Genomic DNA, 13,272 nt, shown 5'->3' on the forward strand with positions numbered 1-13,272 from the left:
ACCATGACCTGGCGCCCGTTACCCGCAAGGAGCCCGCCATGTCCACCGACCATACCCTGGAACAAAGCTTCCACCGCTGCCTCTGGCGCAAGATCAGCCGCTACGCCCTGCATGTCGGCCACAGCCTGATCACCAAGGCCCTGTGGCTGTACTACGCCGCCCAACGCCCGCAAACCCCAACCTGGGCCAAGGGCACCATCTACGGAGCCCTGGGCTACTTCGTCCTGCCCCTGGACCTCATCCCCGACCTGCTGCCTGGCGCCGGCTACGCCGACGACCTCGGCGTGCTGAGCCTGTCGATCGCAGCGGTGGCGGCGCATATCAATCAGGAGGTCAAGCAGCAAGCGGCTGGGCGGTTGGTGGAGTGGTTTGGGGAGTTGGGGGATTGAGCTGGTGCTGCAGGGGTGGAGCGCACCGCACCTGCGCCAAGGCGAGCCAGCATCGGATGCATGGCACGCTCAGCAACTCAGCCCGCCCCTACCGCAAATCAGGATGCGTCCTACAGCGGCGCCGTTGTTCCTGGTGCGCGGCATCCCTATAGTTTTTGGCGTCGCCGGCCTGGCCGGTGATGGGGTTTCGCAGCCTCGGAGATACGATTAATCTATGCCGCCCATAAAACACCGGTCGCCCACGGCATCCCGTGTTTGTTCTATGGCAGCTGTGTGCGGGAGATCTTCGGATCTGCCGAGTTCTCGTATCTTCGGTCTGCGAACCCGCGCACAGCTGCCACCCAATTCGATTCGCAGCGAATGGCAGCAATGTTTTCCGATACGAGGAGCAATGCCATGACGACTCAAGATCAGCCTCAACGCTTTATTCCCCTGACCCCGATCGCCAGCGATGGACCAGTGCTGTTTGTCGACAGCCACGCCCCGCTAGAGGATCTGCATGCATGCGCCAGCGAGCGGTTGCTCACTACGCTGGATTATCTGAATTTGATGGCCTGCGCTGGACTGCGCGACTCCAGCGACAAGGACATTGGCACCGTGACCAACACCGCCCGGCTGTTGCTGCAGGATGTGCGGGATGTGTTGGCGGTGATTGAGACGCGGGCTTTTAGTGCGTGACCTAGGGCCATAAAAAAGCTGGTTATAGACCGGCTTTTTTATGAGTTAGCTGTCGGCGTTCAATAGTTCCTGGACTACTTAGTCGGTTACTTGATCGCTTACTTGGTCGCTTTGGCTGAGACCAGTCGACATTCCACAGTCGTCATGACGCGTAAGAGCGCCGCGAGCAATCAAGCGTCCACCGGCTGCTCCTACAGTAGGATTAGTGGCCTTGGTTTACAGGCCCCCCAGTGCTGCGCAATGTGAGCCTCACACCAACACCCCACTCCCCAACCCCATCAACTTATCCGGATTGCGCATGATAAAGACGCGGTTCACCCGCCCCCTTTCGTCATACCCAAAACTCACCACCGCCACCACCTCCCCCTCCCCGCGCAACGCCACCCCACGTCCACCATTGATCTCCACCTCCTGCCACTGATACTCCCGCCAGTACCGGCTCAACGACTCCCCCACAAACGCCAACACCGCTTCCAGCCCATACAGCGTCTCGCGAATGGCGCTGGCCTTGCCGCCACCATCGGCACACAGCTCAACGTCTTCGGACAACAACGCTGCCAACCCCTGGGTCGAACCGCTGGCGATGGCGGCATGAAAGGCACTCAGCAGTTCCTGCTGGCGGGTTGGTTCCGGCTGGTGCCGAACCTGGGCATTACCCAGGCTGGCTTTGGCGCGGGATACCAGTTTGCGGCAGGTAGCTTCTTGAACATCGAGTGCAGCAGCTACTTGTGAGTAGTCCAGGTCAAAGATGTCATACAGCAGATAGGCAGCGCGCTCCTTGGGCGTTAGGCGTTCCAGCAATAGCAGGAACGCGGTGGACAGCGACGAGGCCAGTTCATGGCTCTGTTCCGGGGATTCGTGGTGCAGGGTGTGGATCGGTTCCGGCAGCCAGGTGCCGATGTAGTCGACCCGGGCGCGGCGGGCGGAGCGCAGCAGGTCGATGCAGTGGCGGGTGCAGGCGGTGGTCAGCCAGGCGGCGGGGTTGGCGATGGAGGCCTGGTCGGCCTCCAGCCATTTGATGAACAGGTCTTGCACCACGTCTTCGGCTTCGGCGCGGGAGCCGAGGAGGCGGTAGGCCAGGCCCAGCAGGAAGCTGCGACGGCGTTCGAACACCGTCGTGTCATCGATTCGATCCATCTTCAGTGCCTCGACACCTGCAAGCGATTCCACAGGTTGATCATGCCGATATCGGCCGTCAAGGCGGCGATCTGCGCGTCGCTGAAATGTTCGCGCAGGGCCGCGCGCAGCGGGCCGAAGTCGGTGTCTTCGTGCAGCACGGTGAGGGCTTCGGTCCAGGCCAGGGCGGCGCGTTCGGCGGCGCTGAAGTCGCTGACGTGGCACCAGACCACCAGGCGGTCCAGGCGCTCGTTGCTTTCGCCGTCTTCCCGGGCTTCGCGGGTGTGCATCTTCACGCAGAAGCCGCACTGGTTGATCTGCGAGGCACGCAGCACCACCAGGTGATGCAGCTTGCGATCCAGGCCATGGGCGTCGATCAGGCCGTGAACCTGGCCCAGGCTGTCGAAGATCTCGGGGATGGTTTGCAGCAGGTTGACGGCTTGGGTGGGGTGGCTGGATGGCATGGGGTGGCTCCGTTAATTGAGGGATACATCGACATGACGGGCCAGCCGGGGGGGTTGTGACGGGGTGGCGGAAAAATAATTCGGGCGCCGATAACGCGATTCAATCCACCTGAGGATTCAGCGCATAAAACTCATGCAGCTTGGCCTGCAGCAGCTTCTTGTCCGGCAGTTGGGTCTGGTACTCGGCGATCAAGGCCGGTGAGAGTGAGCGGTTGAGGGCGTACTCGACCACCTCATCGTCCTTGCTGGCGCAGAGCAACACGCCCAGGGCCGGGTTTTCATGGGGTTTGCGCACCTGGCGGTCCAGGGCCTCGAGGTAGAAATCCAGCTTGCCAAGGTATTCAGGTTCGAAACGCCCGACCTTGAGCTCAATGGCCACCAGGCAATTCAGTCCGCGGTGGAACAGCAGCAAATCCAGCACGAAATCGCGCCCGCCGACTTGCAGGGGATAGCGCGAGGCGACAAAGCAGAAGTCACGCCCCATTTCGATCAGAAAGTCTTTGAGTTGCCGCACCAGCCCTTGATGCAAGTCGGCTTCGTTATGTCCCTGGGCCAGGTCGAGAAACTCCACCACATAGGCATCCTTGAACACCTGTAGCGCCTCGGGATGAAATTGTCTCAACGCTGTCGAGACTTTTGCCGGGCGGGTCAGCGAGCGTTCAAAGAGGGCTGATTTGATCTGGCGCTCCAGTTCCCGGGTTGACCACCGTTCCTGGATTGTCATGCGCAGATAAAACTCGCGCTCTTCTGGGCGTTTTCCTTGCGCAAGAATGATCAGGTTCTGGGTCCAGGATAATTGTGTCAGCAGTGCTGACACTTTCTCCTCGTCTCGATAAGCCTCATAGAACTGACGCATGCGGAACAGGTTGCGCCGGGTAAACCCTCGCAGCCCCGGCTGCTGCCGCGCCAGATAATCCGCCAGTTGCGGCACCACCCCATCGCCCCACTCCGCCGTCTCGATCTTGCGACTGATATAGGCACCGACCTGCCAATACAACTCCAGCAGCTCGGTATTCACCGCCCGCACCGCGCGTTGGCGCGCGGCGGCGATCATTTGCGCCACTTCGCTGAAGGCCGCATCGGTGGAAGTCGGCTTGGCTCCGGCGGGTTGAGTCATAAACAGGGCTCCGCTTGAAGGATTCAGGTCCTCATCATTGGACCTCCCTCCCTGAACGTGCAGTCAGCCGCTTCTCTTTCTATTGAGCGAAATGTCCTGGTTTGCGCAGTGCCAGAGGCGCCGTCACCCCGGCATACACCTGAACCCACTCGCACTGGCCACTTGCTTGCCCTGCCCGTCATACAGTCGCGCCCGCACTTCGGTGCCCAGGGTCGATTCCACCAGTTTGTAATGCTCGCCGGCCTTGAAGCCGCTGTAGCTGACATGCCCGTTGCAGTCTTGCTGGTTGGAGTCGCCGGTGCTGTCTTCGAACAGGGTCACGTCCAGGCGGTGGGCGCCGGGGCGGACCTGGAAGTAGCGGCCGTCGTCGACGTTCTTGCCGTCCACGCGTTCGGCCATCAGGTCGCTGGGGGCTTCTTCCTCGAGGCTGATCCAGGCGTCGTTGGGGTCGGCCTTGGGCATCGGGCCGGCGCAGGCGGAAAGCGCCAGCACCAGGCTCAGGGCGGGAATCAGCAGCAGCGGTTTGGCATTCATGGCAGGTACCTCGGCAGTGAGAAGGAACACGGGGTGCGACTGCGAACGCCAGCCGCGCCGGATTGCCATCCAGCTTGTCGAGGCCCGGCAACGAGGACAAATGAATCCCCATGAAAGGAAGTTAAGGCCCAACCTAAAACTTCCTTCACCTGGCTGAAAGCCGCGTGTTAGGTGGGTCGCCGGAGACTGCCGAGCCTCGTTTCCGTCTCGGAGGTCCACCCCATGCTCGGGCTGGTCAAGACCGCTCTGCTCAAGCCCTACACGTTTATCGTGCTGGCGATCTTCATCTGCATCATCGGGCCGCTGGCGGCCCTGCGTACGCCCACCGATGTGTTCCCGGACATCGGCATCCCGGTGGTGGCGGTGGTCTGGCAGTACAACGGCTTGTCGCCGGACGCCATGGCCGGCCGGGTGATTTACACCTACGAGCGCTCGCTGAGCACCACGGTCAACGACATCGAGCACATCGAGTCGCAATCGCTGCCGGGCATGGGGATCGTCAAGATCTTCTTCCAGCCGGGGGTGGACATCCGCACCGCCAACGCCCAGGTCACCGCGGTGTCGCAGACGGTGCTCAAGCAGATGCCGCCGGGCATCACTCCGCCGCTGATCCTCAACTACAGCGCCTCGACGGTGCCGATTCTGCAAATGGCGTTTTCCAGCCCGACCCTGTCCGAAGCGAAGATTCGCGACCTGGTGCAGAACAATATCCGCCTGCCCCTGAGCGCCCTACCGGGCCTGGCGATGCCCACGCCCATGGGCGGCAAGCAGCGGCAGATCACCCTCGACCTCGATCCCCAGGCGCTGGCGGCCAAGGGCCTGTCCGCCCAGGACGTGGGCAACGCCCTGGCGGCGCAGAACCAGATCATCCCGGTGGGCACCGCCAAGCTGGGTGGCAATGAATACACGGTGCTGCTGAACAACAGCCCAACTGCCATCGACGAGCTCAACGACCTGCCGATCAAGACCGTCGACGGCGCCTTGATCACCATCGGCCAGGTGGCCCACGTGCGTGACGGCGCGCCGCCGCAGACCAACATCGTGCGGGTCGATGGCCACCGGGCGGTGCTGATGCCGGCCCTGAAGAACGGCAATATCTCGACCCTGGCCATCGTCGATGGCATCCGCCAGATGCTGCCGCGCATCGATGAGACCCTGCCGCCAGCGCTGAAGACTTCGCTCTTGGGCGATGCCTCGGTGTTCGTCAAGCAGTCGGTGGGCAGCGTGGCCCAGGAAGGCATCATCGCCGCCCTGCTGACCAGCGCGATGATCCTGCTGTTCCTCGGCAGTTGGCGCTCGACGCTGATCATCGCCGCCTCGATTCCCCTGGCGGTGCTCGCCGCCATCGCCCTGCTGGCCGCCAGCGGCCAGACCCTCAACGTCATGACCCTGGGCGGCCTGGCCCTGGCGGTGGGAATTCTGGTGGACGACGCCACGGTGACCATCGAGAACATCAACTGGCACCTGGAACAGGGCAAGACGGTGAAGGACGCGATCCTCGACGGCGCCAAACAGATCGTCGGCCCGGCGTTCGTTTCGCTGCTGTGCATCTGCATCGTCTTCGTGCCGATGTTCCTGCTGCAGGGCATCGCCGGCTACCTGTTCCGACCCATGGCCCTGGCGGTGATCTTCGCCATGGCCAGCTCCTTCCTACTGTCGCGGACCCTGGTGCCGACCCTGGCCCTGTACCTGCTCAAGCCCCACGTGCCGGAGGCCGGCCCTGGCCATCACCCGGAAGATGCCTTCATCAACCACCACGAAGGCGAGCAGCACGCCCCGCCCCGGCATGCCCTGGTACGCGCCCTGCTGGGGTTCCAGCAAGGCTTCGAGCGGCGTTTTTCCAATGTGCGCGACACCTACCACGGCCTGCTGCGACTGGCCTTGGCCAGGCGCCGGCCATTCCTCCTGGGTTTCCTCGCCTGTGTGCTGGCCTCCTTCGCCCTGCTGCCGAGCCTGGGCCAGGACTTCTTCCCCGCCACCGATGCCGGGGCCCTGGCCTTGCATGTGCGCCTGCCCCTGGGCACGCGGATCGAGGAAAGCGCGGCGGCCTTCGACCGCATCGAAGCGCGGATCCGCGAGGTGATCCCGCCCGAGGAGCTGGACAGCGTGATCGACAACATCGGCATCCCCCTGAGCGGCATCGACATGGCCTACAGCAACAGCGGCACCATCGGCCCCCAGGATGGCGATATCCAGGTCACCCTCAAGCCCGGCCACGCCCCCACCGCCGATTACGTGAAGCGCTTGCGCGAGGCCCTGCCGGAGAGTTTCCCCGGTAGCCAGTTCGCCTTTCTGCCGGCGGACATCAGCAGCCAGATCCTCAATTTCGGCGCACCGGCCCCGCTGGACGTGAAGATATCCGGGCCTGACGATGCAGCCAACCGTGCCTATGCCCTGGAGCTGCAACGGCGCCTGCGCCACGTGCCGGGCATCGCCGACTTGCGCCTGCAGCAGTCCACCGGCTATCCGTCGCTGGCGGTCAAGGTCGATCGCCTGCGGGCCAACGGCCTGGGGATCACCGAGCGCGACGTGACCAACAGCATGGTGGCCTCCCTGGCTGGCAGTTCCCAGGTGGCGCCGACCTTCTGGCTCAACCCGAAGAACGGCGTGTCCTACTCCATCGTTGCCGCCACCCCGCAGTACCGCCTGGACAGCCTGCCAGCCCTGGAGGCCTTGCCGGTCACCGGCAGCAACGGCCAGGCGCAGATCCTCGGTGGCCTGGCGAATATCTCCCGCGTTGACAGCCCGGCGGTGGTCAGCCACTACAACATCCAGCCGACCCTGGACCTGTACGCCAACGTCCAGGGCCGCGACCTGGGCGCCGTGGCCCACGACATGCAACAGGTGCTGGACGACGCCGCGACCCTGCGGCCCAAGGGCGCCACGGTCAGCCTGCATGGGCAGATCGATGCCCTGCACCAGGCCTTCAGCGGCCTGAGCCTGGGGCTGCTGGGGGCGGTGGTGCTGATCTACCTGCTGATCGTGGTCAACTTCCAATCCTGGCTCGACCCGCTGGTGATCATCAGCGCGCTACCGGCGGCCCTGGCCGGCATCGTGTGGATGCTGTTCCTCAGCGGCACCTCGCTGTCGGTGCCGGCGCTGACCGGGGCCATCCTGTGCATGGGGGTGGCCACCGCCAACTCGATCCTGGTGGTGAGCTTCTGTCGCGAGCGCCTGGCGGAACACGGCGATGCCCTGCTGGCCGCCCTGGAAGCCGGCTACACGCGCTTTCGCCCGGTGTGCATGACCGCCCTGGCGATGATCATCGGCATGCTGCCCCTGGCCCTGTCCGAGGAGCAGAACGCGCCCCTGGGCCGGGCGGTGATCGGCGGCCTGCTGCTGGCCACCGTCGCCACCCTGATCTTCGTCCCCGTGGTCTTCAGCCTGGTCCACGGTCGCCGTTCCCACCCCGCTGTCGCTGGAGAAACCACCCATGTCGCCTGACCACACCCCTTCGCGCAAACGCCTGATGCTGCTGGGCATCGGCGGCTTGAGCCTGGCCGCCCTGCTGGTGGCCAGCGGCCTGGCCGCGCGCACCCGGCATGAGCGGGCCGTCGCCGCCTGGACCGAAACCGCCGCCGTGCCCCAAGTGCTGGCGGTGCAACCACAACCCAACGCCCAGGGCGACAGCCTGCGCCTGCCGGCCCACCTGGAAGCCTGGAGCAAGGCGCCGATCCATGCCCGGGTCAGCGGTTACCTTAAGGACTGGAGCGCCGACATCGGCACCCAGGTCGCCGCTGGCCAGGTGCTGGCCCACATCGACAGCCCCGACCTGGACCAGCAAGTGGCCCAGGCCCGGGCACGGATGCTCCAGCAGCAAGCCACCGCGCGGCTGGCGCAGACCACCGCCGCACGCTGGCAGAACCTGGTGGCCAGCCACTCGGTATCGCGCCAGGAAGCCGACGAAAAACGCGCCAACGCCACCGCCGCCCAGGCCAGTGCCGCAGCGGCCGCCGCCGACTACGCGCGGCTCTCGGCCCTGGAGGACTACAAGACCATCCGCGCACCGTTCGCCGGCGTGGTCACGGCCCGCCATACCGACATCGGCCAGCTGGTCAAGGCCGACAGCGACAGCGATCCGCAACTGTTCGACCTGTCCGATACCCACAAGCTGCGGCTGTACGTGCCCATTCCACAAAACTACGCCAGCGTGATCCGCCCCGGCCTCACGGCCCGGCTAACGGTGCCCGAGCACCCCGGCCAGCAGTTCAGCGCCCAGTTGGTGGGCGACTCCTGCGCCGTCGATCCGCGTTCCGGCACGCTGCTGGCGCAGTTCGTCGCCGCCAACCCCGACGGCGCCCTGCATCCTGGCGACTACGCCGAAGCGAGCCTGGCGCTGGCGGCCGACACCCATGGCCTGAGCATCCCCGCCAGCGCCCTGATCTTCCGCGCCCAGGGCACCCAGGTGGCGCTCATCGACAGCGCAAAACACGTGCACCTGCGCAGCATCCATATCGGCCTGGACCTGGGCGACCGCCTGGTGATCGACCAGGGCCTGCAAGCTTCGGATCAGGTCATCGACAACCCGCCCGATGCCCTGCGCGAAGGCGACCTGGTGCAACTGGCCGACGCCGGAGGTGCCCATGCGCCCAAGGCTTAAGCCCTTCGCCGCGCTGGTGCTGCTGGCGCTGCACGGCTGCTCCCTGGCGCCGCATTACCAGGCGCCGGAGGTGGCGTTACCAGCGCAGTTTCGCGAACAGAGCGCCGCCGGGCCCTGGCAGCCGGCCACGCCGCAGGTCCTCGACGCGCACTGGTGGCGGCTCTACCACGACCCACAACTCGACGACCTGCAACAGCGCCTGCTCCAGGCCAACCCGGACCTCGCCGCGGCCCTGGCCCACTACGACGGCGCCCAGGCCTACGCCAGCCAGCTGCATGCCGGGCTGTTCCCGCAGATCAGCGCCAGCGCCCAGCCCTTGCGCCAGCGCCAGTCGGACAGCCGACCGCTGCGCGGCGGCAGCCAGCCCTCGGTGTACAACAGCAACAGCGCCGGCTTTACATTGGACTTCGACCTCGACCTCTGGGGCCGGCTGCGCAACCAGGCGCTGGCGGGCGATGCCCAGGCCCAGGCGTCCGGTGATGACCTGGCGGCGGCGCGCCTGAGCCTGCAACGCCAGCTGGCATCGCTCTATGTGCAGCTGATCGGCCTGGACGCGCAAAGCCGGATTCTCAGCCGCTCCCTGGAAGACTACGGCCAGGCCCTGCAACTGACCCGTGACCGCTACCAGGGGCAGATCGCCTCGGAGCTGGACCTGACCCGGGCCCAGAGCCAGCTGGCCAATGCCGAGGCCGACCTGGACGAAGTCCGGGCCCAGCGCAACCTCACGGAACACGCCATCGGCGAGCTGGTGGACGAACCGGCCAGCCAGTTCCGCCTGGCGCCCTCGGAACAACTGCTAGGCCTGCCGGAAGTCCCCCGGCAACTGCCCAGCAGCCTGCTGCAACGCCGGCCGGACATCGCCGCTGCCGAACGCCGGGTATTCGCCGCCAATGCCGGCATCGGCGTGGCGCGCGCGGCCTGGTACCCGGACTTCAGCCTCACCGGCATGCTCGGCGGCCAGACCCAGGGCAGCGGCAACCTGCTGGCGGCGGGCAATCGCTACTGGGCCCTGGGACCGCTGATGACCCTGCCGCTTTTCGACGGTGGCAGGCTCAGTGCCAACGAGCGCCAGGCCCATGCCGAATTCGAGGAGGCCGCCGCCCATTACCGTGGGCAAGTGCTGCGTGCAGTGCGGGAGGTGGAGGACAACCTGGGGCAACTGCGGGATTTGCGCCAGGAGGCGCTGGATCAGCAGGCGGCGGTGAATGCTGCCCAGCACACCCAGTTGCTGGCCATGAACAGCTATCAGGCGGGGGCGGTGAGTTATCTGGATGTGGTCACTGCGCAGGCCACAGCCTTGCAGGCGCAGCGGGGGTTGCAGGCAGTGCAGACGCGAGAGTTACAGGCCAGTGTGGGGTTGCTGGTGGCGTTGGGTGGGGGGTGGAAAGGTGGGGTTTGAAACCTGAAACATGATCGCCTGGCGGGTCTCTCCAAGGTGCCCCGGCGCGTAAATCCACAATACGGTGTTGGTGAACCTTGGCTCGTCCTCCTCAGGTACCTTCGCGGCCGGCTAAATGCGGTTTCAGCAAACTCCACACATTGCCGGAGATATCGTGGCGCCGATGAGTTGCAAGGGTATGACACGCACCTAAGCCGAGCCGGCTTAACGTAGGATTTCCCCAAACTCAGCGGCCTACCCTTGTTGTGCGTATCGATCAATCCTGACGGAAACTGTCACTGCCCTGCAGCATAATGACGACAATGAGCAGCTTTAACATGCTAATCATGAGTACTAAACCCTGCTACAAATACGAGATATTAAATTATGAGAGTCAACTACTGCGTACTAGGTACAAATAACATGGAGGCCGCAATTGAGTTCTACAATGCACTCTTTGAGGAAACAGAACTCAGGTACGTGATATCAACAGACAGAATGACTTACTGGCAAAGCAGCAATTTCTCATTTGCGCTAGCAACTCCCTTTAACAAGGAGCCTGCAACAAATGGAAATGGCACGATGATTGGTTTTAATGTTGACTCTGTAGAAAAAGTAAAAAGCTTTCATGAAAAGGTGATTGAATTAGGCGGTACCTGCGAAGGTAAACCCGGCCAACGGGGATCCTACTTTTCAGCGTATGCGAGGGATTTGGATAAAAACAAACTATGTTTTTCTGCCCAGATGCCTGCTTAATCTCATGCCCACAAGCTTTGATAGCCCAAAGAGCAATACAAATATCTGAGCAGAAGTATTGTTTCGCCATCAGTTCCTCTGACGGTGAACGGGTGGATAGATGAGGTTTCAGCGAGTTCCATAAATTGTCGCAAATATCGTGACACCGATGGCGCTGCAAGAGCCACGACACGCTGGCCGTTTAACTAGAAAGATCAATCATCAGTGTTTTTTGAGTCTTGTGACGAAACTCTCCATTCTATTTCAAAGGATGATATAGAGGTCGTTAGGGAGGTTCGGAATACATATCCGTTGCTGCGTTTCGTATTTACCGCGGTGGTGTACATATCCGTTGCTGCGGGTGTGGCCGCTGGCGGTTCCGCCCTTACGGCGAGCTTCGAGTACATATCCATTGCTGCGGTTATGGCCACTTAGGGTTCCGCTCTTACAGCGGCTCACTTTTGTCAGTCGACACAAAAGTAAGCAAAAAGTCTTGCCCCTCCACTCGGTGCCTCGCTAAAGCTCGGCATGCCCTCACTCCGGCATTGATCCGTGGGCCGCCGCAATGGGCCATCCATGGCCCAGTGCGGCTAACCCGGCGTCCTGCCGGGTTACCCACGGATCAATGCCTGCGTTCGGCCATCGTGGTTAACGGGGCCTTGGAGATCAAAAGCCAGAGCAAGAGCCAGAGCAAACGGCGGCCATGCGGCCTGGTCCTCTCTGCGTAGGAGCTGACTTGCCAGCGAAGGCGTCCGCCAGGGCGATGCATGCCTTACGGGCCTTTCGCCGGCAAGCCGGCTACAAAAGCGCATACAACGCGCTTTGGCTTCGGCTTGTGATCTTGCTCTTGCTCTTGCTCTTGCTCTGGCTTTTGATCTTCCTGCCCCTTAGGAGGCCGAGTGCAGGCGTTGCGCAGGGGGCAGCTCGGCATGGATGCCGAGCTAGCCGCCCCAGGCCATGGATGGCCTGTGGCGGCGTGCCCCCGGAGCAATGCCGGAGCGAGGGCACGCCGAGCCTAGGCGAGGCGCCGGATGCGGGGGCAGAGAGCCTTTGGTTACTTTGGGCTCCATCCAAAGTGACCCGCTGTAAGAGCGGAACCCTAAGTGGCCACACCCGCAGCAACGGATATGTACCCCATCAAAACCAGCCACCAGACAGTCGACACAACCACTCAAACATCACCTTCAACACCCGGTTGCACTGCTCCAGCATCCTTCCTATAGTCCGCCCCTCGCAGCCAGATCCGCGAGCGACCTTGGCCGGTCGAATATAGGAACGCATCCACTTTCAAACATCCTGGCAGTCGCTTTTGTTCCCGCGATCAGGAGCTACGACGGTGCTGCGCGGGACACCCCAGGGTGTGCTGTTGCCCTTTCCTCGGCCAACCTGCTCGCGTACCACTGCCCCAGCTCTTTCGGTCGATAACCAAGGCGATTGCTCTGTAAGCAGGAGCCATACCTATGACCGACCATCACCTCCCCCGCTTCACCCCCATCGACACCCACGACACCGAACACCCGGTGTTCTACCTCGACACCCAAGCCCCCTTGAATGACCTGGCCAGCAGCGCCGCCCACCGTTTCACCGTGGGCCGCGACCTGATGGACAGCCTGTCCACCCTGGCGCTGAAAGACATCAGCGATTGCGGCCTGACCCGTATCACCCGTGGCGTGCACCTGCTGACACGAGAAGGCTGTGCGGTGCTGGAAGTGATTCAGTGGCGGGTTGCATAAGAGCGAGCTCTAAGCCGCAAGCTCCAAGCTCCAAGCTCCAAGCTTGTAGTTTGTAGTTTGTAGCTTGCAGCTTCTAGATATGGCAACTGCTCAACCCATTCTTTTCCAGGTAACGCTGGTGCGCTTCATCCGCCAGGTCGAAGCGGCCCAGGGGCACGATCACCGTGGCCACCGGTTTGTCGAGGCGTCCGGAGTCTTGCAGGGCGGTCTTGGCCGCCCTCGCCTGTTCGGCCTGCACGGCATTGGTGTGGAAGATCGCCGAGCGGTACTTCACTCCGCCATGCTCGCCCTGGCGATCCACCGAGGTCGGGTCGTGCAGGCCCCAGAAGTGTTCGATCAGGCGGCTGTAAGCCAGCAGTCGCGGGTCGAAGTCCACCTGCACCACCTCGATCTGCACCGCCTCGTCGCCCGCCTCCACGGCATAACCCACCCGGGTATCCAGCACTCCCGGCAGTGCGCGGAACGTCGCTTCCGCGCCCCAGAAACAACCGGCGCCGAAGGTTGCCTGTTCGATGCCGTTCAATGCTT

The 13,272-nt window shown here is 63.3% G+C and carries 12 protein-coding genes; 7 read left to right on the forward strand and 5 right to left on the reverse strand.

Annotation, left to right across the window (positions count from 1 at the left end; genetic code table 11):
* Positions 1-38: 38 nt before the first annotated feature.
* Positions 39-389, forward strand: coding sequence for a YkvA family protein (locus GDH07_RS15425; protein ID WP_152898089.1), 351 nt, complete (start codon positions 39-41; stop codon positions 387-389).
* Between the two features lie 396 nt (positions 390-785).
* On the forward strand, positions 786-1,067 hold the full coding sequence (locus GDH07_RS15430) for a hypothetical protein (RefSeq protein WP_022643949.1): 282 nt from the start codon (positions 786-788) through the stop codon (positions 1,065-1,067).
* Positions 1,068-1,316: 249 nt separating this feature from the next.
* Here the strand turns inward: GDH07_RS15430 and sigJ are convergent, their stop codons facing one another.
* The 4 genes from sigJ to GDH07_RS15450 all read right to left on the reverse strand — a co-directional run bounded on the left by sigJ (position 1,317) and on the right by GDH07_RS15450 (position 4,298).
* Positions 1,317-2,204 (reverse strand): RNA polymerase sigma factor SigJ, encoded by an 888-nt coding sequence (sigJ, locus tag GDH07_RS15435; RefSeq protein ID WP_152898090.1) that lies wholly within the window; start codon positions 2,202-2,204, stop codon positions 1,317-1,319.
* Positions 2,205-2,206: 2 nt separating this feature from the next.
* Complete coding sequence (locus GDH07_RS15440; protein WP_152898091.1) at positions 2,207-2,647, reverse strand: carboxymuconolactone decarboxylase family protein; 441 nt, start codon at positions 2,645-2,647, stop codon at positions 2,207-2,209.
* A 100-nt stretch (positions 2,648-2,747) separates the two neighbouring features.
* The gene (locus GDH07_RS15445; protein ID WP_085596365.1) at positions 2,748-3,764 is read right to left on the reverse strand and encodes a PDDEXK nuclease domain-containing protein; all 1,017 of its coding nucleotides are present in this window, start codon (positions 3,762-3,764) and stop codon (positions 2,748-2,750) included.
* 123 nt (positions 3,765-3,887) lie between these two features.
* Positions 3,888-4,298: a PA0061/PA0062 family lipoprotein gene (locus GDH07_RS15450; RefSeq protein ID WP_152898092.1), complete on the reverse strand. Its 411-nt coding sequence runs from the start codon at positions 4,296-4,298 to the stop codon at positions 3,888-3,890.
* A gap of 222 nt (positions 4,299-4,520) precedes the next feature.
* On the opposite strand from GDH07_RS15450, the gene GDH07_RS15455 reads away from it, so the two are divergent.
* The 5 genes from GDH07_RS15455 (at position 4,521) to GDH07_RS15485 (ending at position 12,744) form a co-directional block, all read left to right on the forward strand.
* Positions 4,521-7,742 (forward strand): efflux RND transporter permease subunit, encoded by a 3,222-nt coding sequence (locus GDH07_RS15455; protein WP_152898093.1) that lies wholly within the window; start codon positions 4,521-4,523, stop codon positions 7,740-7,742.
* The gene (locus GDH07_RS15460; RefSeq protein WP_068586388.1) at positions 7,732-8,898 is read left to right on the forward strand and encodes an efflux RND transporter periplasmic adaptor subunit; all 1,167 of its coding nucleotides are present in this window, start codon (positions 7,732-7,734) and stop codon (positions 8,896-8,898) included. Before GDH07_RS15455 ends, GDH07_RS15460 begins: the two co-directional genes overlap by 11 nt.
* The gene (locus tag GDH07_RS15465) at positions 8,882-10,297 is read left to right on the forward strand and encodes an efflux transporter outer membrane subunit (protein WP_152898094.1); all 1,416 of its coding nucleotides are present in this window, start codon (positions 8,882-8,884) and stop codon (positions 10,295-10,297) included. Before GDH07_RS15460 ends, GDH07_RS15465 begins: the two co-directional genes overlap by 17 nt.
* Positions 10,298-10,663: 366 nt before the next feature.
* Positions 10,664-11,032, forward strand: a complete 369-nt coding sequence (locus tag GDH07_RS15470; RefSeq protein WP_152898095.1) for a VOC family protein — start codon at positions 10,664-10,666, stop codon at positions 11,030-11,032.
* A gap of 1,439 nt (positions 11,033-12,471) precedes the next feature.
* Positions 12,472-12,744 (forward strand): hypothetical protein, encoded by a 273-nt coding sequence (locus GDH07_RS15485; protein ID WP_152898096.1) that lies wholly within the window; start codon positions 12,472-12,474, stop codon positions 12,742-12,744.
* Positions 12,745-12,817: 73 nt separating this feature from the next.
* Here the strand turns inward: GDH07_RS15485 and msrA are convergent, their stop codons facing one another.
* Complete coding sequence (gene msrA / locus GDH07_RS15490; protein WP_053138116.1) at positions 12,818-13,267, reverse strand: peptide-methionine (S)-S-oxide reductase MsrA; 450 nt, start codon at positions 13,265-13,267, stop codon at positions 12,818-12,820.
* Positions 13,268-13,272 lie beyond the last annotated feature (5 nt).

Origin of the sequence: Pseudomonas piscis (genome assembly GCF_009380155.1) — a bacterium.
Lineage (GTDB): Bacteria > Pseudomonadota > Gammaproteobacteria > Pseudomonadales > Pseudomonadaceae > Aquipseudomonas > Aquipseudomonas piscis.